The organism is Desulfothermus naphthae (genome assembly GCF_054657475.1).
Genome location: NZ_BAAHYQ010000001.1, coordinates 604,652 through 626,517, shown reverse-complemented (window position 1 = coordinate 626,517; position 21,866 = coordinate 604,652). Strand labels below are relative to the sequence as shown.

Sequence of the window (21,866 nt, the reverse complement as noted above, 5' to 3'; positions counted from 1 at the left end):
ATGTTTTTAAAAAAAATTATCAATTTTTTTGGCAAAGATCTGGCCATGGATTTAGGGACAGCCAACACCCTTTTGTATACTGCAAAAGATGGAATTGTGCTTAATGAGCCCTCAGTAGTGGCACTTGATGCAAGGACTGCAAAAGTGCTGGCTGTAGGCTATGAGGCAAAGGAATTTTTGGGCAGGACCCCTGAGAGGATAAAGGCAGTAAGACCTTTAAAGGATGGGGTTATTGCAGATTTTGAGGTAACCAAGATAATGATTTCCTATTTTATAAAAAAGGTGATTAAAGGTCTTCAATTGGTTAAGCCTAAAATGGTAATCTGCGTGCCCACAGGGATCACACAGGTAGAAATGCGAGCTGTTATAGAATCGGCTCAGCAAGCAGGGGCCAGAGAAGTAAAACTAATAGAAGAACCAATGGCTGCTGCAATAGGCGCTCAACTTCCAATTGAAAAGCCAAAGGGAAATATGGTTGTTGATATTGGTGGAGGTACTACTGAAGTGGCTGTTATTTCCCTATCTGCAGTGGCATATGCAGAATCTGTTAGGGTGGCTGGAGATGAATTAAATGAGGCAATTCAGAGATATTTAAAAGAAAAATATCAAGTCTTAATAGGAGAAAATCTAGCAGAACAGATCAAAATAAACCTAGGATGTGCCTTTTATGAACCCTCAAAAGAGATGAAGGTTATGAAGGTCACAGGAAAAAATATTATGAATGGTGCTCCTTCCATGATTGAATTAACAGAAGAGGAAATAGCCCATTGTATAAAGGAACCAGTGGACATAATTGTGGATTCGGTTATCAGGGCACTTGAGAAGACATCTCCCCAGCTTGTAGCAGATGTAGCTCAAAACGGAATTTTATTAGCTGGCGGTGGAGCACTCTTAAGACGCCTTGATAAATTAATAATGAAAAGGGCCAATATCAACGTTGTTGTTGATGAGGATCCCTTAACAACCGTTGTTAGAGGCACAGGTATAGCAATGGAAAATGAAAAAGCCTATGCACAGGTCTTCATCAATTAGGTAAAAAATAGAGAAAAATAATTATGGATGCAAACAAATTAAAATCTATTTTACAAAGGACTATAGAAGTTGTTGTTTCTGCAGGAAAATTTATAAAAAGTTCTTTTGGCAAAGAGTTAGATATAAGACATAAGGGAGATATTGACCTTGTCACAGAAATAGATGTAGCAGTGGAAAACAAATTAAAAAAAGAACTTAGAAAAATAGTAGATGTAGATTTTCTTGCAGAAGAATCTGCCTCATCCACAAAATTAGGGACCCAACCTATATGGATAGTAGACCCTTTAGATGGCACTACAAATTTTGCCCACTCACTCCCCATAGTTGCCACCTCAGTAGCCCTGTGGTGGGAGGGAGAAGTTGTTTTAGGAGTTATTAATCTACCCATAATTGGTGAGGTGTTTTCAGCTTATAAAGGGGGAGGGGCATATTTAAACTCAAAAAAAATTACTGTATCCAGAGAAAAAGAATTAAAAAATTCCTTAATAGCCACTGGATTTCCATACAATATAAAAGACAAAATAGATGAGGTCATTCCTCCAATTAAGTCTGTTCTCATCTCCTGTCAGGGACTTAGAAGAATGGGGGCCGCAGCAATAGACCTTGCATATGTGGCCTGCGGTAGATTTGAAGGATTCTTTGAACAGGGATTAAAGCCCTGGGATATTGCAGCTGGCCTGCTTATTGTAAAAGAAGCTGGAGGAATGGTTACTGATTATTTTGAAAATCCCATTTCTCTATATTCCCCCAATATATTAGCATCAAATGGAATCATTCATTCCCAACTCTCAAACCTGATTGTGAATTCAAAAAAATAAAAATTCAATTACATGAACTTGGAAATATTATCTCTTTTTAAAATAAGCAAGATATTCCTGATTTCCCTTTGGACCTTTAATCTTTGAAGGAACTACACCTAGAAATATCATTTCTAAGTGGTTTTTTGCAAATTCAACTACTTTATTAATTGCCTTTTGCTGTAGCATGTAATCCCTTACAACGCCTTTTCCAATCTCTTTTTTACTGAGTTCAAATTGTGGTTTTATAAGACAAATAAGTTCTCCTTGAGGTTTTAAAAATTGAAGGGATGGTGGAATTACTTTTGTCAGAGAGATAAAAGAACAATCAATTGTTACAATATCTACCTGTTCTGGGATTAAATTTGGGTCTATATATCTAATATTTGTTTTTTCAATATTTATCACCCTTGGATCCTTTCTCAATTTATAGTGGAGCTGGCCATACCCTACATCAACAGCATATACTTTTTTTGCACCATATTTTAGAGAGCAGTCAGTAAATCCACCAGTAGAGGCTCCAACATCAAGAACAATTTTGTCTTTAAAATCTATTTGAAACCCTTTTATAGCACTAAGTAGTTTAAATCCACCCCTGCTGACAAATCTATTTTGTTCTTTTATAATTATTTTTTCTGTAATTTCAATTAATTGTCCTGGCTTTTTAATTTTTTCTAATTCTCCTTTTTTTTCAATAAATGCAAGGCCAGCCATAATTAGCCTTTTTGCCTTTTCTCTACTTTCTGAAAGTTTCCTTTCAACCAGGAGTTGGTCTGCCCTTAATCTATTTTTTGCCATACTTGAAATCTGTGTTGGTTTAGGATAGTTAGTTTGGATACAATGGAAGACAAGATACAGATTATTTTTGTTTTTTTGACTAATCTATAAGGCGTTGAGGGTAAAGCTTTTTTTTGCAGAAATTTTTGTATTGAATTTTTTTGAATAGGATTTATTGTGTTTTGTGATTAAATGACATATTTTAAAAATTTAAAAAGGAGGACTTAAGATGGCTGTAAAGATAGGTTTAAATGGTTTTGGTAGAATAGGGCGTTATGTGACCAGGCTGCTGGCAAATGATCAGGATGTTGAAATAGTTGCAGTAAACGCCCGTGCAGACAACAATACTTTAGCCCATTTACTCAAATATGATTCTGTGCACAGGAAATTTGAAGGTGAAGTTGTGCCAAATGATGAGGGATTTTTATTAAATGGAAAGCAGATAAAGGTCACAAGAAAAGGTCCAGGGGAGTGGGAATGGGGCGATCTAGGAGTTGATATTGTGCTTGAGACCACAGGAAAGTTCAGGGACAGGGAGTCCTGTGAAAAACACCTATCATGCGGTGCAAAAAAGGTCTTGATTGGTGCTCCAGGTAAAAATCCTGATATTACAATAGTTATGGGAGTTAATGATTCAGAACTAAAACCTGACCATAACATAATCTCCAATGCCTCATGTACAACCAATTGTATGGCACCACCAACCAAGGTTATTCATGAAAATTTTGGAATTGTCCGCGGCCTTATGACCACTGTTCATTCATACACAATGAGCCAGAGGATCTTAGATGGCTCTCATAAGGACTTAAGGCGTGCCAGGGCAGCTGCCATGTCCATGATCCCAACCACAACAGGCGCAGCAAAGGCAGTAACTGAAGTTATTCCAGCTTTAAAAGGTAAATTAAATGGTATGGCAATAAGGGTTCCAACCCCAAATGTATCCTTAGTAGATTTGACTGTTGAATTAGAAAAAGAGGTCACTAAAGAAGATTTAAATAATGCTCTTAAAAAGGCATCAGAAAATGAATTAAAGGGAATTATGGATTATACTGAAATTCCACTTGTATCTGTAGATTATGTATCAACTCCCTATGCAGGCATTGTAGATGGGCTACTTACTGAAGTTATAGATGGAAAACTTGCCAAACTCATTATCTGGTATGACAATGAATCTGGTTTTTCAAATCAGCTTGTAAGACTCACAAAAAAGGTTGCAACAATGTTATAAAAGATATTTTTCATAATCTGGAAAACAGGGCAGGCCATCCTGCCCTTTTTATTTTAATAAAAAGGAGCTTATGATGGACTTTGTGCACCTACATTGCCATACAGAATATTCTCTTTTAGATGGCGCTATTAGAATAAAAGATTTATGTGACAAGGCATTAGAGTTTGGCATGGATACAGTTACTATTACTGACCATGGAGCAATGTTTGGATGCCTTGAATTTTATTTAACTGCAAAAAAATATGGCCTTAAACCCATCATAGGATGTGAGGTCTATGTAGCTCCTGAACACAGAAAAAAGAAAGGGGGTGGATCTATTGGTGATGCTGGATATCACCTTGTGCTTTTGGCAAAAGATAAGGTCGGTTATCACAACCTGATTAAATTAGTAAGTCTTGGATATTTAGAAGGATTTTACTATAAACCCAGGATAGATTTTGAATTACTTGAAAAATATAATGAAGGGTTAATTGCACTCTCTGCCTGCTTAAAAGGAGAAATACCCTATGTCTTGATGAGACAAGGGATGGACAGAGCTATTTCTGTTGCAAAAAAATACTCTGATTTATTTAATGGCAGGTTTTACCTTGAGCTAATGGCAAATGGTCTTGAAGAGCAGAAAGAATTAAACGACAAATTAATTGAACTATCAAAAGCAACTAAACTGCCTTTAGTTGCAACAAATGATTGTCATTATTTAACCAGAGATGATGCCCATGCCCATGATATCTTATTGTGTATTCAAACCAACTCTCGGTTTGACGATGCAAAAAGAATGCGTTTTGGTTCTCAAGACCTATATTTTAAATCTCCAGAGGAAATGTTGAAAGAATTTTCTCATGTGCCTGAAGCTTTAGAAAACAGCGTAAAAATTGCCAGGGAATGCAATTTAGAATTAAAGCTTGGTGAGCCTCATTTTCCTGTCTATGTCCCAAAAGGTGGTAGAAGTTTGGAAGAAGAATTTAAGAGATTGGCAAGAGAGGGTTTAAAACAAAGGCTTAAACAACTTAAATATCCTGTTAATGAAAAGGAATATTACGATCGCTTAGAAAAGGAAATAGAGGTTATATGTAAAAAGGGCTTCCCTGGATATTTTTTAATTGTTCAAGACTTTATCACATGGGCAAAGTCTAAGGGGATACCAGTTGGACCAGGAAGGGGATCTGCAGCAGGGTCGCTTGTTGCCTATGCCCTGAAAATTACCAATTTAGACCCAATAAGATATAATTTGCTTTTTGAGAGATTCTTAAATGTGGAGAGAGAGAGCCTTCCAGATATTGATGTTGATTTTTGCTATAATAGAAGGGAAGAGGTAATAAAGTATGTAACAAAAAAATACGGCAAGACTAATGTAGCCCAGATAACCACCTTTGGTACCATGAAGGCAAAGGCAGCAGTAAAAGACGTTGGCAGGGCACTTGGCATGAGCTATCAGGAAACAGACAATATAGCCAAACTCATACCAAATGACCCAAAAATCACTATTGATAAGGCCATAGAAATGGAGCCTGAATTAAAAAATAAGGTAGAAACAGATCCAAAGGTAAAGGAATTGATAGAAGTATCCAGAAGATTGGAAGGGTTGTGTAGACATGCATCAACCCACGCTGCTGGGATAGTTATCTCTGACAAACCAATGATAGAGTATCTTCCATTATATCTCGGAAAAAGGGGTGAAGTAGTTACCCAGTATGATATGAAAATGGTTGAAAAGGTTGGCCTTATTAAATTTGATTTTCTGGGGCTTAAGACCTTAACTGTTCTTAGTGACGCAGTTAGGCTTGTAAAAGAAAACAGAGGGATTGATATAGATTTAGAAGATATTCCTTTAGATGATAAAGAGACCTTTGAACTATTATGTAAGGGTGAAACAGATGGTGTGTTTCAGTTAGAGAGCTCAGGCATGAGAGATGTTTTAATCAGACTAAAACCTACTTGTTTTGAAGACCTAATTGCGCTTTTGGCTTTGTATAGACCTGGTCCTTTGGATAGTGGGATGGTGGATGATTTTATTGAGAGGAAACATGGAAGGGTTGAAGTAACCTATCCCCATCCAAAATTAGAGCCAATCTTAAAAGAGACCTATGGGGTGATATTGTATCAAGAGCAGGTCATGAGGATTGCATCTGACCTTGCCAATTACACCCTTGGAGATGGTGATATTTTAAGGAGGGCAATGGGAAAAAAGATTCCTGAGGTAATGGCAGAGCAGAGGAACAAATTCTTAAAAGGTGCAAAACAAAATGGAGTAGATGAGGATGTTGCCAATTATATATTTGATTTAATGGAAAAATTTGCAGGATATGGATTTAACAAATCCCATAGTGCTGCCTATGCCTTAATTTCTTATCAAACTGCGTACATGAAGGCCCATTATCCTGTAGAGTTTATGGCAGCCTTGCTCACATCTGAAGTAGGAAATCCTGATAAAGTTATAACTCATATAAATGCCTGCAGGGAAATGGGAATTGAAGTCCTAAAACCAGATATAAATAAAAGTTCTGAATACTTCTCAGTTAAAGAGAACTCAATCTTGTTTGGACTATGTGCAATCAAAAATGTTGGAATAAATGCAGTTAAGGAGATTATAGCAGAACGCAATAGAAATGGTCCATATAGATCTTTAAAAGATTTTTGCAACAGGGTCTCTTTAAGAAAAATAACAAAAAGGGTATTGGAGTATTTAATTAAAAGCGGAGCCTTTGACGGATTTGGTTATACCAGGCGGGGTATGTTTGAAAGTCTGGATAAAATAGTAGGTAAGTTGCAAAAAAAGGCCAGAAAGAAAAAAAGACCAGGTATTGTTGTGCCCACCCTGTCTCTATGTACTAAGGGAATCTTAGATGAATCCTTACAAGATGAGGAAGAAATTGAGGAGCTAAATAGAGAGGAGTGGGAAGAGGAGGAAAAATTGAGGTATGAAAAAGAGGCTCTAGGATTTTACGTATCTTCCCATCCCCTGTTAAAATATAAAAATAAAATTAACTTACTTCACACAACTCCAATTAAAAGATGTTTGGAACTTCCAAATAATAGTGAAACAAATATTGCAGTTATAGTTACTGCAGTTAAAGAAAAGTTGACCAAAAAGGGCGATAAAATGGCCTTTTGCCAGGTAGAAGACCTATCAGGGATTGCTGAGATGGTATTGTTTCCCGATATGTATCAGAAGATAAAAAATTATTTAGAGGGAGATATTCCCCTTTTGTGCAAGGTGAAGACAGACCTAAAAGAGATAGAACATCCATCCTCAGAAGAGGATAATTATAAGAAGGTTAATTTTGTGTGTCTTGATGTAAATCTGTTAGATCAAGTTAGAATAGACGAGGACACACCTTTTATAATTGAAGTAGAAAAATCATTATTAACCAATACTAATATTGATAGTTTAAAAAACATAATTAAAAATAACCCAGGGCCTAATCCCATTCATTTAAAGGTATTGTGTGATAATGCCATCTGTGAAATAAAATTAGGTCCAGAATTTTGTATTGCATTAACAGATAAATTTGATAAAGAAATAAGCCAGTGGAAAAATAACACATGGATTACACATTGAACTGGGAGCCTTTGTTATGAAAAAAAAATCAATCTTCAAGCTGAAGATATCAACTCATTTTAGTTCATCCCACCAATTAAGAAATTATAATGGAAAATGTGAAAATCTCCATGGCCACAATTTTGTTGTGGAAGTAGTTGTAAAGGGCAATGAGTTAGACAAAGATGTTGAATACTTAATAGATTTTAAAATACTTAAAAAGATGCTAAATGAAATCATTGAACCACTAGACCATGTTCATTTGAATAATGTTCCTCCTTTTGATAAGATCAATCCTTCTTCTGAGAATCTTTCTAAGTATATCTACAAGGAGATGGAAAAAAAACTTGAGCCATATAGAAACGTTGAGGTTGAACAGGTGGGTGTTGCTGAGAATATTGGCAGCTGGGCCTTTTACATGGAGGGTGAAAACGAGCTATGAGAATAGTAATTCAAAGGGTCAAATTTGCAGAAGTAATGGTTGAAAAAAGGTCTGTAGCAAGAATTGAAAAAGGACTTTTTTTGCTAGTTGGATTTTCAAATAAGGACAAAGAGATCTATAAATCCTCTTTATGGTATAAAATTATAAAAAAGATTCCAGAGCTCAGGATATTTTCAGATGATGATGGTAAATTTAATCTTAGTTTGATGGATGTAGATGGAGAAATATTGGTTGTTTCCCAATTTACTCTGTATGGTGATATGAAAAAGGGAAAAAGACCATCTTTTACAAATTCAGCCCCTTATAAAGAGGCAAAAGAACTTTATAATGCATTTATAAAAGATTTAGATGAGATAATGCCAGGAAGGGTTAAACAGGGCATTTTTGGCGCAAATATGGACATTAATTTGTGTAACTCTGGACCAGTAACTTTAATTCTAGACAGTGACTTTATGTAATTATGAGAAGTTCTTTTTTAATAAAGATACTTTGTTCTAATAAGGATGAATTATTAGCCCACGCCTTAAACAAGGTATTTTTTGAAGCAGGTTCAGTAGAAATTAAATACAGTGAAAGTGATGATAATTTTTTAGAAGATTATTATAAAGTAAGGCCAGATATAATTGTAGTTGACTCATATAAATTTTCTGTTGAAGTTATTAATTATATTAGAAATCAAGCAAATGATTCTGATGTATATATTTTAGTTATACTGGATAAGTCTGAGTTTGAACTAAAAGAAGAAATCTTAAACCAGGGAGCAGATGATTTTTTAATCAAACCTTTCTCTTATGGAGAAGAGGAGATAATTTCAAGATTAAATGTGGCAAAGAGACACACGATTTTGTATAAGCAATTAACAATTGCATATAATAGACTATCAAAAGAAATTGAAACAGTAAGTATCTTACAAAAAAAACTCTTGCCTAAATCAACACTTGAATTCCCTGGAGTGTTTATTGATTTTTTTTATGAACCATCTGATAGGGCAAGTGGAGATTATTTTGATTTCTTCCCTGTAAAAGAAAATATTTTACGTGCTGTTATAGCGGATGTATCAGGCCATGGTTCAAAGGCTGCATTTATAATGTCAATGGTCAGGGCATTAGTTCGCGTGTCCAAGAAAATAGTTATGCCCTTAGATGAACTACTTAGTACTATAAATAATGAGCTCATAGAGGTGATGGGGGAGGATATAGACTTTGTTACTCTATTTGCTGCTGATATTGATGTGAAGAATAGAGAGCTCTTATATATTAATGCGGGCCATTGTCCGGGGATGTTGGTAACAAAAAAAGGTGATATAATTTTATTAGAGGCAGATTATAGTATTCTTGGATTCTTTGCTCAAGAATTTCATATAAAAAAAATATCAATTCAAGATTGCAAAGGTATTTTACTTATAACTGATGGATATTATGAATGGAACTTGGATAGAAATAATATCTGGGGATTTAATAATTTCAAAAAATTTTTAGAGGAGATTTTTACAAGAGAAAAAGAATTTTATCTTGATATGCTGGAAGGTTATTTAAATAATCAATTAGAACTTCCTCCAATGTATAGAGATGATAGAAGTGCCTTATGGATAAGGTTCAAAAATAATAATTTGCATAAAATTTCAACAACATAGATTAAGCCAGGAGATCCAGTATGGGAACTTTAAATTTCAAAAAAGAAAAAAAGTATAACATTATAAAATATTCAGGAGAATTGACCCTGGATGTTGTAGAAGAATTAAAAGAAGAAATTTCAAAATTTATTAATGAATGTGACAATGAGAAGTCTTTGGTCTTTGATCTATCAGATATTTCTTTTATGGATAGCTCTGGTATAGGATTTTTGGTACATTTAAATAATGTAAACAAAACAAAAAACAAAAAATTATATTTATTAAATCCATCAGGAGCAGTAAAGAAAACTCTTTCTTTGGTGAACCTTTTGAATTTTTTTGAGATTATTGAAGATGAGAGTGAGCTGGATATAGAAATTGAAAATATTTAAGAGATATAATTTTGTTCCTTGTCAAGATTTGGTGATATTATAAATTCTTGCTTTACAAATTCACTCAAAATTGCTTATTTTTTAACACCCCTTGACTTTTTCATGTCATTGTGTAGTGACCCTTTAAAAGGGGATGATAACCAGGATTATAATTATGTCTTATTTTAGGAAATTAAATCAAAAATTGGATCAACTCCATGAGCTTTTAAATAAAAAACAGAGATGGCTGATCTTATGCGTTGCAGACCCCGACGCCATGGCATCAGCTATGGCCTTAAAAAAAATATTGGTGAGAAAGGTAGAGAATGTGGGCATTGCAATGGTAAATGAGGTAACCAGACCAGATAATCTGGCCATGATAAAGTACCTAAAGATACCTATCCAAAAATTAACTCCGCCCCTTGCTGTTCAATATGACAAATTTGCACTTGTGGATTCTCAGCCCCATCACAATCCTGAATTTTCAAACTTTAAATTCAGTATTGTTATAGATCATCATCCAATCTCAAAGGAAAATCCTGTGGAGGCAGACTTTGTAGAGATTCAGCCAGAATATGGTGCAAATTGTACAATACTCACAGAGTTTTTATACAATTTAAAGCTTAGACCTGGACGACTTTTGGCTACTGCACTGCTCTATGGAATAAAGACAGATACCCATAGTTTTGAAAACAATTTCCATGATGCTGATATGCGGGCATTCAGGTATTTGAGTAAGCTTGCCCACCAGAATCTCTTAAGAAAAATAGTGCGCAGTGAATATAAATTAGAGTGGCTTAAATATTTTTCCCAGGCCTTAAAAAAAGTGCGAGTGATTGGAGATGGACTTACTGTGTTTATGGGTGAGGTGGATTCTTCTGATATTCTGGTTATCTTGGCAGACTTTTTCATGAAGATCCATGATATTTCCTGGGACATAGTAACTGGAATCTTTGATGGCAAACTAATTGCGATTTTCAGGGGAGATGGGATAAAGCACAACATGGGGAATCTTGCCAAAAAACTCTTCGGAGACGTTGGAAGTGCTGGGGGACATAAGGCAATGGCCAGGGCTGAAGTAGATATGGAAAAAATAAATGAACACCCTCAACAATTTTTGTGGGATAGGATGGAAGGGTGTACAATCCTGAAAAAACTCAAGAAAAAAGAAAAAAATGAAAGAGCTCTCTAATAAACTTAAACTATCAAGACCTCCCATCTATCTAATAGATGGCTCATCTTACATTTATCGTGCCTTTTATGCTTTATCAGACTTAAAGACCAAGGAGGGATTTCCTACAAATGCATTGTTTATTGTTTTGCGAATACTCTTAAAGGTCTTAAAACAGGAAGAACCTCAATATGCATGCTTTGTTATTGACGGAAAAGGACCAACCTTTCGCAACAAGATAGATACCCAATATAAGGCCAATAGGCTCAAGATGCCTGAGCCCCTCATCCAGCAGATTCCTCCTATTCTTGAAGGAGCAAATCTACTGGGAATAAATACAGTGGTGGCAGAAAATTTTGAAGCTGACGACTACATTGCTTCAATGTGCGAATTCTTTAAAAAACAAATGCCTGTTATAATAGTTGGATCAGACAAAGATCTATTCCAGCTCTTAGACCACAATGTATTTATCTGGGACCCATCAGGAAAACAGGATAAGATATTAACTCCAGATGAATTTATTAAACAAAAGGGATTTTCACCTAAATTGTGGCCATTATATCAAGCCTTTATTGGAGATAGTAGCGATAATATAAAAGGAATACCAGGCATAGGACCAAAAACAGGACTCACAATATTAAAAAGATTTTCCTCTCTAGAGGAAATATTTAATAATTTAGATAAACTTCCTCCTAAAATACACAAAAAACTGATAAATCAAAGAGAAAATGTAGAGAGATTTTTAGAACTCACTACCTTAAAAAAAAACGTACCCATCTCAACTGACCTTAATTTTTATAAAGTAAAGAAAAAAGATGTTGAAAAACTCAGGCCATTTTTTGAAAAATATGAATTTTATAGCCTTATAAAAGAATTAGATCTAAAACAAAACAAGGATCAAAACAAAAAGGACTTAAATACACATCCTACAAAAATCCAGATACAGGAGTTTAAACAACTGGCAGAGGGAGATGTTATTTCTGTATCTATAAATAAATCTTTTAGTGTTTCAACAAAAAAATATGAATCTCCTGTTAAACACAAAGAAGATATCTTAAAAATAATAGATAAAGCCAAAAAGGTATATGTTCTTTCAATAAAAGAACTTATTTATAAACTTGAAAAAGATGAGATTTCTCTGACCAATCTATTAGATTTATCCTTAGGTGCATATTTAATAGAACCAGAACTACGAGACTACTCCTTAAAAAGTCTTGCCTCAAGATTTTTACCAAACAAAGATATAGGACCTGGTGGTAGGGCGATAATTGATATTGGAGAATATATCTTTGATTTATTAGAAAAAAGTGATTTATTTGATTTATATGAGGATATAGAACGGCCCCTTGTCCCAATCCTTATTTCCATGGAAAAAAATGGGGTTAAGATAGACAAACAAAAGTTTATGGATTTTTTAGAGGAAGTGCAAAGTGAGCTGGAAAAGTTAACAAAGAAAATTTATTTTTATGCAAAAGAAGAGTTTAACATAAGGTCAAGTAAACAACTTGCCCATATTCTCTTTAAAAAAATGGGTCTTAAGCCAGGCAAAAAAACCCCTAAAGGGGATTTTTCAACCGCTAGTGAGGTCCTGGAATCAATTAAAAATCAGCATCCAATTATAGAGGATATCCTAAAATACAGGAAATTAGAAAAACTCAGATCAACATATTTAATACCCCTTCCTGATTTAGCAGACAAAAATTCCAGGATACACACCACCTTTAATCAATTAGCCACAGCAACAGGAAGGCTTTCTTCATCAAATCCAAATTTGCAAAATATCCCCATAAAGGGCGAGTTTGGCCCAAAGATGAGGTCCTGTTTTATTCCAGAAAATGGCAATGTCATGATTTCTGCAGACTATTCACAAATTGAACTCAGGGTCCTTGCACATTTCTCAAAGGATCCATATCTGGTCAATGCATTTTTAAATAACATGGATATACATGCCTCTACTGCTGCTGCCCTTTTTGACAAATCTCCTGAACAAGTTACAAGAGATGAGAGGAGGCGGGCAAAGACAATAAATTTTGGCCTGATATACGGTATGGGTCCTAAAAAACTCTCAAATGAACTTGGAATTTCTATAACAGAGGCAAAAAATTTTATAAAAAAATATTTTAGCAAATTAACAGGGGTAAAAAGATTTTTTGAACAGGTAGAAGCTGAAGCAGAAAAGAATCTTTGTGTTACCACACTTTGTGGAAGAAAAAGGCACCTGCCAAATATCAATTCCAGAAATAACAACCTAGTATCCCAGGCAAAAAGGATAGCGATCAATACAAAGATCCAGGGTAGTGCTGCAGATATTATAAAACTTGCTATGATTAAGATTGCCAATAACAAAGACCTTAAAGATATGGGAATTAAGCTCCTTTTACAGATCCACGATGAACTCTTATTTGAATGTGAGAAAAGTCATGGTCAAGATGCTGCTACTATTATTAAAGAAATTATGTCATCAGTTTGGGAATTAGAAGTCCCCCTTGTGGTTGATATAGGCATTGGAGAAAACTGGGCAGAGGCCCATTAAAAAAATCAAGGAGTTAAAATGTATTGCAAATATAGACTACTTACACCTGGCCCCACTATGATCCCTCAAGAGATTGAACTTGCAATGGCAAAGCATGTTATACACCACAGAAAAGAAGAATTTAAATCTATAATGATTAAGCTCCAGGAAAAACTAAGACTCCTTTTTGGAACAAAGAATGAAGTATTGATCCTCTCTTCATCTGGAACAGGTGCAATGCAGGCAGCTGTCTATAATTTATTCAATAGAGGAGAAAAAGTAATTGTAATACATGGGGGAAAGTTTGGTAAAAGGTGGCATGAAATAGCAAAAATAAAGGGTTTGGACGTTATTTTAATGGAAATTCCATGGGGAGAAGCTGTAGATATAGATAAATTACATACATTAATAAAAAAGAATAAAGACATCTCAGGAATACTCGTACAGGCATCAGAGACTTCAACAGGAATATTACATCCAGTAGAAGAGATTGGTAAATTAACTAAAGATGAAAATATATTGTTGGTTGTTGATGGTATCTCAGCAGTTGGCATCTCTCCTCTTCCAATGGATAAATATCACATAGATTGTCTTATAACAGGTTCCCAAAAGGGGTTGATGGTTCCTCCAGGATTGTCATTAATCAGTCTGAGTAATAAGGCATGGGAAAAGGCAAAAAATGTAAAAAGGGAGGATTTTTATTTTTACCTTTTAGGAGAGAGGGAAAAGATTAAAACAGGCCAGAATTTATACACATCCCCTGTAAATCTTATTTATGGTCTAAAGGCTTCAATGGAGATATTATTCAAAAAGCCATTACAAGAGACTTATAAAAAATATTGGGCACTCACCCAGATGACCAGATGGGGAGTAAGTGCTTTAGGGCTCGAGTGTTTTGCAAAGAAAAATTACACCTGGGGACTTACCAGTGTAAAACTTCCTCAAGGAGTAGATGGGCAGGAGTTTGTTAAGTTTTTGGCTAAAAAATTTAATTTATATATAGCTGGAGGACAAGACCATTTAAAGGGCAAGATAATAAGGATAGGTCATATGGGTGATGTGGATTTTGGAGACCTCCTTTTTGTCCTGTCTGCTATTTCTTCAGCATTAAAGAGTTTATATAACTTTACTCCAAAAACTCCAGATTTTTTAGAACAGGCATTTTTTAAGTATCAAGAAGCTATTGCATATGGATATCCTGGGATGGAGTAAAGATGCTAAAGGGATTTAAAAGGCAACAATAGGGCGAGATTTTAATTTTGGGTTAGGCAATTTTATGGATAATGGAATGGATATAGTTATTGGAACCATATTTGAATTTAATGTTACTTTTTTTAAGAGTTGATGTCACAGGCTGGATAATATCAGTAAGACTTGGAGATGAATTCTCGTCAAAAGGGGGAGAAATCATATTCGCTGGGTGGTCATTTTTTTCCACTAATTTTTTCATTTCTTCAACCTGTTTTCTGTATTTTTCAATTTTGGCCTTTAAAGCCATTTGGTCTGCCTTGGCAGCAACGGCCCTGTCTTGAGGGGAGGGATCAGAAGGTGCAAGGGCTGCTCTTTTTATCACCTGTGCCTTTCTTATGGTTGCATCTGGATTACCTGGTACAGGTGAAACATCTATTTTTACTTCTCCAGCAACAGCGTATCTATTTCCGTCTGGACCAATGACATAAGAATATTGAGGACCTCCTCTCACATAAGGGCCACCAGCAGCAATATGGGCCTGTTCATGGGCCTTTACATGGGCATCGATCCTTTTTAATTTTTGAATCTCTTGCTCTTTTTTTGGGTCAGATTTGTTGTTTTTACTGAGGCTTAATTTGCCATCTTTATTTTCTGAAGATTTGGTTTCCTCATTGGGTTTATTTGAGGTGGGAGGCTGGCTATTTTCATTATTTTTTTTATCCATTTTATTTTGAACATTTAGGCTTTTTTCAGAAGGGTCTTTGTTATTTGTTGGTATACCAAAATAAATATCACTAGATTGGACAGAATATATGTTCATTATGACTCCTCTTTTTAAAACATCCTTTATTCAAAACTCTCTCATTCTTAAGTAGGCTCACAAAATCGCGCCATGTAATGGCTTCCAAAGGTAGATACAATCTTTTTCTAATATAGGATATCTTAAAAAAATAAACTTTCCTTTGTCAAGATCCCTTCGTAGGTATCCAAGTTTTTAAAGAGCAATATAAATTTCCCCATAAAATTAAACTAATAAATTAGAATGAAAATGTGTTTTTATTGATTCTTCATTGATTCTTCTATTCCACTTAGAAATGAGTTTAGTCCTATTTTTAGGACTTCAGGGATATTATTATCTTTAATAAATGTTTTTATTTTTACATTTTCCTTTCCTGATATTGAACTTAATACAAGCTCTCCCAATCTAAAAATAGAAGAGATATCTTTTATATTGCCTTTTTCATATTCATCAGATAAGATAAAAAATTCTTCCATAAAAGATGCATATTTCTTATTTAAAAGAAGATTTTCTAATTGTTTAACAAAAAATTCCTTTTTGTTTTTTGATATAAGTTCACTATTATTAACAATGTCAAATATAGATATGTGTCTTTCATTTAATTTTTTAAAGATGCATCTATTTTTTATTAGTTTATTTTGCTTTTTTATAGCAATTTTTACTGCATCATATACAGCCTTTGCAATTAATTCTCCTAGTTTTGAATGTCCGCCAGCATTGTCTAAAATAAATTTTCCATCTCCTTGAACAATGATTATATTATCTGTCCCTGTGCCTGTTGCCTGATATCTTTGTGGATTATATGAACTTCTTATATCAAGATCACTTAATAGCGCACTCTTTGCTTCTGTTGCAGTAATTATAGCTCTGGTCATTGCCCGGGGAGTGAGTTTTACATTTGTCATTATTATCATATTGATTGTACCTGGGTCAATTTCATAATAATTCCCTACATCCTTAGACATTCTCATAGCATTGGTCTGAACCCCTGCAGTTGCAAACACATATACGAGTAAATCTTTGTATTGTTTTTTGATCATGGCCAGATTATCCATATCTGCTCCTGTAAACAAGAAACTGGAATTCTCTTTTTTAAGTTGTAGAGCTTTATATATCCTGTTTCTGGATTTTTTTAATCCCAGGTGATGGGTAATTCTCCAACAAGGAGGAGGTGTATAATGATTGCCAATATTTATTATATTATATCTAGGGCCTTCTAATGTAGATATTATGTTCATTGGTGCTTTAAAGGTTATGAGTATTGTTTTATTTATAAAGTCAAATATAGATGATTTTATGAAGTACACATTTTTAATATAATCAAGAGATACAGGTATTTTTCTTTTTGATATTATTTTATCTTTGTTTACCCAATATCTCTCATCTAAAAATTCTTTAGAATATATATCAGATGCCAGCCAGGATACAAAATAGCCAGTATGTGCAGAGAGACGACAGGTCAAGGCACATGGATATGAATAAATGCGATTATTTCTTATAGCCGATACAGCACTCCATTCTGGAAGACTTTTTATCTTATTTATCAATTTACTATCCCCGCCACAAAAATACACAACTTGAGGATTAAAGGTTATCCAATCTTTTTTGCTTACCTCAACAATTGCACCATCTCCCTGAAAGGAGGGTGGAATACCTCCTGCCAATCTGATGAGTTGGTTTTGAAAGGAGTTTACAGTAGGGGTCATTAAGACATTCCTGCCCATTATCCTCATAACCCGTAATCTTTGTTGTTTTTTAATATGATTTAATTTTTTTTGAATATGGTCTAATTGATGTTTAATTTTATTAATTAACTTTAAACCATCATCTTTTTTCTCAAATATATTTGATAAAATTTTAATTGTTTTATATAAAGAATTAATATCCTTTGGCTCGAAGACAACTATCTTTACACCATCTTTTTTTAATTCATTTATAGCTTCTATATTTTTTTTTGAACAAAAAATTATATCAGGATTTATTTCTTTTATTTTTGTTACTGAGGGATATAAAAAACCTCCCACTATATATGCATCATCTATTTCATACTCGTCATAATATGTTATTCCTTTAATATGTTCTCTTTCTCCTATTTCATACAAAATTTCAGTAATAGATGGAGAAAGAGACACGATTCTTTTGGGCTTTTCAGTTAATTCTATAAAATTTTTAGCATCATCGAAAAAATTTACCTTATAAGAGTATGAAACAGATGTATATAATAATAACGACATAACTATAATCCCAATTTTTTTTAAATTCATAATTTTGATATACTCCATTTTCTCTTAACCACTATTCCTAAAAAAATATAAATTTGTTGTATACCTGTTTTATAATATTTAAAAAATATTGTACTGCAAAATTTTAATTTGTAGTTTTGTTAATTTTTTTTAGGCATAATTTTCTTAAATGATTTTTCTATAATCATAGACAGAAGTTTTAGCCCTTCAATGGCGCGAGGTGAAGGACGGTTGAAAAAATCTGAATTTACAACATATACATTTGAATATTTTACTGCGTTGATGTCTTTGTATTTTTCCCAGAATTTTTTTAGGTTGTTTAAATTGTGTTCTGAATGTACCATTGATGTTATGATTATAATATCTGGATTTAATGCCATAACCTGTTCAACAGATATCCTTGGATATCCTTTAAAATTTTCAAATATATTTACACCCCCGGCTATCTTTATTAAATTATTTATGAGTGTATTTTTACCAACTGTAACCATTGGATCCACTCCTATTTGAAAAAATACTGTTGGGGGGTTTATATACAAGGAAGCTCTTTTTTGAACTAACAACACCTCTTTCTTTAATCTTTCTACAACTATTTTGGCCTGTTTCTCACATCCAACGATTTCCCCAAGAACAATCATTGTAGAAAATAAAGACTCCATATCTCTTGGATCTACAACAAAGACTTTTATTCCAAGTTTTTTAAGTTTAAATATAATGCTTTTGGGATTGCCATCTTTAGTGCCAATACACAAATCCGGTTTTAGCGCAATTATCTTCTCAATACTTGGAGATATATAAGAACCTACCTTTGGCAGGTCTTTTACTTGTTCTGGATAATTGCAAAATTGAGTAACACCTACTATCCTATCTCCTGCCCCTATTTCAAAAAGACATTCTGTTATACTTGGTGCAAGGGAAACTATCCTTTTTGTGTGAAAAGGGAGAGTTATAACTGTACCTGACAGACCTATTATTTTTTTACCATAAACTGAGAATGCTGCTAAAATTACAATAATAAAAATTAAAATTTTAAAGCTATATTCTTTCATAGTTTAAAATAAAATAAGTCATTTAGAGATTTCCTGTTTTTTTCCCTAATAATAAACTTTTACCTCATAGTAAATGATAGTTCTTGTTCAGATAGGTCTTCTGACTCAAAGGATAATCCTCCTTCTCCCTGTTGATAAGGTGCCCTTTTGGAAAATTCGACGGGAGAAACTGCGCTTTTCCTGGCCTTTAATCCACAAGGCATTTTCCAGTTCTCGTGATCACAGCCGTGGGCTGTAACTGAGTGTCACCTCGCCTTTTAAGCCAAAAAAATATCCGAACCTTATTTTTTAAACTCAAATTTTTCAATCATTTATATTTATTTTTTTTGTGAGTCAATATAAAAAACTTGACAATTAATCTTATTTAATTTAATTAGACTAATCAAATAATTTAAGACAATCTTAACTTAGATGGTCCTGTTAATAATAGGTGACAAAATAAATTATGTATTTTTTTACTTTTTAACTTAGATTTATCTAATTTAATTAAAGAAATCTAATTAAACTAGGAGGAAAGTTTATGAAGTTAAAATTAAGTGAAATGAAGGTTGGGGAGCAAGGCAAAGTGGTGGGCTATGGCTCAGGGAAAAAGCAGTATCTAGACAAAATTTTTTCTATGGGACTGACTGTAGGGACCGAATTTGAAATAGTACGCATTGCTCCCCTAGGAGACCCTGTAGAGATCAATGTAAGAGGATTTAATTTGTCTTTAAGAAAACAAGAAGCAGACATCCTGCTTGTAGAGAGGAGGGATTAAAATGAAGAACATTACTATTGCACTTATTGGGAACCCAAATTGCGGCAAAACTACTCTGTTTAATCACCTTACTGGTGCAAACCTTAAAGTAGGGAATTGGCCAGGGGTTACTGTAGAAAAAAAGACAGGTACATATCTGTTTAATGGAAAAAAAGTAGATATAGTAGATCTTCCAGGAATATATTCCTTATCTGCTAGTTCATTAGATGAGAAGATCGCAAGGGACTATGTATTATCTCAAGAGGCAGATGTTATAATAAATATATTGGATGCATCTAATTTGGAAAGAAATCTGTATCTTACCTATCAATTGTTAGAGATGGGTGCTCCTGTAATTATTGCATTAAACATGATGGATATTGTAAAAGATAGTGGTATTTCTATTGATATCAAAACTATAAGTGAAACATTAAAATGTCCTGTTGTTCCGATAATAGCAAAAAAGGGTGAAGGTATTGATGTATTGAAAGAAAAAATTGATGAAATGACAAATAACATGGAAAAAGAAAATTTTCAAATAAATTATAATCCTCCAATCAAATGGGCAATTGAAAAACTGAAATGTTCTTTACCTAATGATGTAAATAACATTAACAAAGAATGGATAATATTAAAATTATTAGAAGGATATGATGAAATTATATCTCGCTTTAAGTATGATCTTGGTAGTGAATTAGATGAAGTCAAGGAAAGTATAAAAGAAAAAACAGGTATGGACAGTGATGCATTTGTTGCCTCATCTCGATATATGGCAATAGAAGATTTGTGTAAAAAAGCAATTAAAAAGCCAAAAATGATTGGAAAGACCATTACAGATACCATTGATTCAATAGTGTTAAATAGATATTTAGGTATACCTATATTTTTATTAGCAATGTATATTACCTTCATGTTTACTATTAATGTTGGTGGCTCTTTTATTGATTTTTTTGATATATTATTTGGCACATTATTTGTTGATGGTCCTTCTCATTTTCTGGAAAATTTAAAGACACCTCAATGGCTTATTACAATACTTTGCAATGGAATTGGGGGTGGTATCCAGACCGTTGCTACATTTATTCCTCCAATTGGATTTATGTTCTTGTGTTTGTCCATTTTAGAAGATTCAGGATATATGGCCAGAGCAGCCTTTGTTATGGATAGGCTTATGAGGGCAATTGGATTACCTGGAAAGGCCTTTATCCCCATGCTGGTTGGGTTTGGCTGCAATGTCCCAGCTATTATGGCAACCAGAACTTTAGAAAATGAAAAAGATAGACTTCTCACCATTGCTATGAATCCATTTATGTCTTGTGGGGCAAGACTTCCTGTATATGCCCTATTTGGAGCAGCATTTTTTGGAACAGGGTCAAGTAATTTAATATTTTTGCTTTATTTAATAGGAATTTTAATGGCTATTCTTACAGGAATCTTATTAAAAAACACTGTGTTAAAAGGAGAGATTTCTCCTTTTGTCATGGAGCTTCCCCCTTATCACATGCCAACTATTAAAGGGGTCTTATTCCATACCTATGATAGATTAAAGGTATTTCTTATAAAGGCTGGTAAGGTCATTATTGCAATAGTGGTTGTGTTGAGTTTTTTAAATTCTATTGGCACTGATGGCACCTTTGGGCATGAGGATAGTGGATCATCAGTTTTGGCAAAGATAGGTAAGTCCATTACCCCAATCCTTCATCCCTTAGGGATAGAAAAGGACAATTGGCCAGCCACTGTTGGACTATTTACAGGTATATTTGCAAAAGAGGCAGTTGTAGGTACACTTAACTCCCTCTATGGTGCAGAATTAAAGGCAAATACCGAGACAGAGGAAGAGTCTTTTAGTCTATTGCAAGGGATAAAAGATGCATTTGCATCAATTCCAGAGAATCTATCTGGACTTGCATCAACAATTACAGATCCTTTTGGAATAGGTTCTGCTGCAGAAGAGCCGCCTGAAGATGTAGAGCCCACTGCATTAGAGATTATGCGTAACCATTTTCATGGTAAGATTGGGGCATTTGCATATCTTTTATTTGTTCTCCTTTATATTCCATGTCTTGTAGCTGTTGCTGCAATTTATAGGGAAGCTAATTTTAGATGGGCCATGTTTATTGTAATATATACGGTTACTTTAGCATGGTCAGTATCCACTATTTTTTATCAAATTGCTACATTTAAATTACATCCTCTCATGACAATGATATGGATTGTGGGAATAGGAATATTTTTCTTTAGTTGCTATTTATTGCTCAAAATAAAGGGTACAGAAATTTTGGGAATTGGAGATTTAAAAAGAGAAATATTAAATGAGTGTGTAGGTTGTAGTAATAGAAATTTATGTTTTAGCTACAAAAAATAAATA

The 21,866-nt window shown here is 33.9% G+C and carries 17 protein-coding genes; 13 read left to right on the top strand and 4 right to left on the bottom strand.

Going from position 1 to position 21,866, the window contains the following annotated elements; all coding sequences use genetic code 11:
- Together mreB and ACYQ1E_RS02975 are read left to right on the top strand one after the other, a co-directional pair.
- On the top strand, positions 1-1,032 hold the full coding sequence (gene mreB, locus ACYQ1E_RS02980; protein WP_459875199.1) for a rod shape-determining protein: 1,032 nt from the start codon (positions 1-3) through the stop codon (positions 1,030-1,032).
- A 23-nt stretch (positions 1,033-1,055) separates the two neighbouring features.
- Complete coding sequence (locus ACYQ1E_RS02975) at positions 1,056-1,850, top strand: inositol monophosphatase family protein (protein WP_459875198.1); 795 nt, start codon at positions 1,056-1,058, stop codon at positions 1,848-1,850.
- A 27-nt stretch (positions 1,851-1,877) separates the two neighbouring features.
- Here the strand turns inward: ACYQ1E_RS02975 and ACYQ1E_RS02970 are convergent, their stop codons facing one another.
- The gene (locus tag ACYQ1E_RS02970; protein ID WP_459875197.1) at positions 1,878-2,627 is read right to left on the bottom strand and encodes a TlyA family RNA methyltransferase; all 750 of its coding nucleotides are present in this window, start codon (positions 2,625-2,627) and stop codon (positions 1,878-1,880) included.
- Between the two features lie 208 nt (positions 2,628-2,835).
- Between ACYQ1E_RS02970 and gap the strand changes: the two genes are divergently transcribed.
- The 9 genes from gap (at position 2,836) to ACYQ1E_RS02925 (ending at position 14,692) form a co-directional block, all read left to right on the top strand.
- Positions 2,836-3,834, top strand: coding sequence for a type I glyceraldehyde-3-phosphate dehydrogenase (gene gap, locus ACYQ1E_RS02965; protein ID WP_459875196.1), 999 nt, complete (start codon positions 2,836-2,838; stop codon positions 3,832-3,834).
- A gap of 70 nt (positions 3,835-3,904) precedes the next feature.
- Complete coding sequence (gene dnaE / locus ACYQ1E_RS02960; RefSeq protein ID WP_459875195.1) at positions 3,905-7,393, top strand: DNA polymerase III subunit alpha; 3,489 nt, start codon at positions 3,905-3,907, stop codon at positions 7,391-7,393.
- Between the two features lie 16 nt (positions 7,394-7,409).
- A complete protein-coding gene (queD, locus tag ACYQ1E_RS02955) occupies positions 7,410-7,814 on the top strand; it encodes a 6-carboxytetrahydropterin synthase QueD (RefSeq protein WP_459875194.1) in 405 nt (134 codons plus the stop codon).
- Positions 7,811-8,272, top strand: coding sequence for a D-aminoacyl-tRNA deacylase (gene dtd, locus ACYQ1E_RS02950; RefSeq protein ID WP_459875193.1), 462 nt, complete (start codon positions 7,811-7,813; stop codon positions 8,270-8,272). Before queD ends, dtd begins: the two co-directional genes overlap by 4 nt.
- Before the next feature lie 2 nt (positions 8,273-8,274).
- Complete coding sequence (locus tag ACYQ1E_RS02945) at positions 8,275-9,447, top strand: SpoIIE family protein phosphatase (RefSeq protein WP_459875192.1); 1,173 nt, start codon at positions 8,275-8,277, stop codon at positions 9,445-9,447.
- A gap of 20 nt (positions 9,448-9,467) precedes the next feature.
- Positions 9,468-9,818, top strand: coding sequence for an STAS domain-containing protein (locus tag ACYQ1E_RS02940; protein WP_459875191.1), 351 nt, complete (start codon positions 9,468-9,470; stop codon positions 9,816-9,818).
- 154 nt (positions 9,819-9,972) lie between these two features.
- Positions 9,973-10,989, top strand: coding sequence for a DHH family phosphoesterase (locus ACYQ1E_RS02935; RefSeq protein ID WP_459875190.1), 1,017 nt, complete (start codon positions 9,973-9,975; stop codon positions 10,987-10,989).
- On the top strand, positions 10,973-13,501 hold the full coding sequence (gene polA, locus ACYQ1E_RS02930; protein WP_459875189.1) for a DNA polymerase I: 2,529 nt from the start codon (positions 10,973-10,975) through the stop codon (positions 13,499-13,501). Before ACYQ1E_RS02935 ends, polA begins: the two co-directional genes overlap by 17 nt.
- A gap of 18 nt (positions 13,502-13,519) precedes the next feature.
- Complete coding sequence (locus ACYQ1E_RS02925; RefSeq protein WP_459875188.1) at positions 13,520-14,692, top strand: pyridoxal-phosphate-dependent aminotransferase family protein; 1,173 nt, start codon at positions 13,520-13,522, stop codon at positions 14,690-14,692.
- Between the two features lie 52 nt (positions 14,693-14,744).
- On the opposite strand, the gene ACYQ1E_RS02920 is transcribed toward ACYQ1E_RS02925, so the two are convergent.
- The 3 genes from ACYQ1E_RS02920 to ACYQ1E_RS02910 all read right to left on the bottom strand — a co-directional run bounded on the left by ACYQ1E_RS02920 (position 14,745) and on the right by ACYQ1E_RS02910 (position 18,762).
- A complete protein-coding gene (locus ACYQ1E_RS02920; protein WP_459875187.1) occupies positions 14,745-15,491 on the bottom strand; it encodes a putative metalloprotease CJM1_0395 family protein in 747 nt (248 codons plus the stop codon).
- Between the two features lie 236 nt (positions 15,492-15,727).
- A complete protein-coding gene (locus tag ACYQ1E_RS02915) occupies positions 15,728-17,734 on the bottom strand; it encodes an adenosylcobinamide amidohydrolase (protein WP_459875186.1) in 2,007 nt (668 codons plus the stop codon).
- A gap of 119 nt (positions 17,735-17,853) precedes the next feature.
- The gene (locus ACYQ1E_RS02910; protein WP_459875185.1) at positions 17,854-18,762 is read right to left on the bottom strand and encodes an ABC transporter substrate-binding protein; all 909 of its coding nucleotides are present in this window, start codon (positions 18,760-18,762) and stop codon (positions 17,854-17,856) included.
- A gap of 520 nt (positions 18,763-19,282) precedes the next feature.
- Here ACYQ1E_RS02910 and ACYQ1E_RS02905 point away from each other — a divergent pair.
- Both ACYQ1E_RS02905 and feoB read left to right on the top strand, forming a co-directional pair.
- On the top strand, positions 19,283-19,519 hold the full coding sequence (locus ACYQ1E_RS02905; RefSeq protein WP_459875184.1) for a FeoA family protein: 237 nt from the start codon (positions 19,283-19,285) through the stop codon (positions 19,517-19,519).
- Between the two features lies 1 nt (position 19,520).
- The gene (gene feoB / locus ACYQ1E_RS02900; protein ID WP_459875183.1) at positions 19,521-21,863 is read left to right on the top strand and encodes a Fe(2+) transporter permease subunit FeoB; all 2,343 of its coding nucleotides are present in this window, start codon (positions 19,521-19,523) and stop codon (positions 21,861-21,863) included.
- The last annotated feature ends 3 nt before the right edge of the window (positions 21,864-21,866 follow it).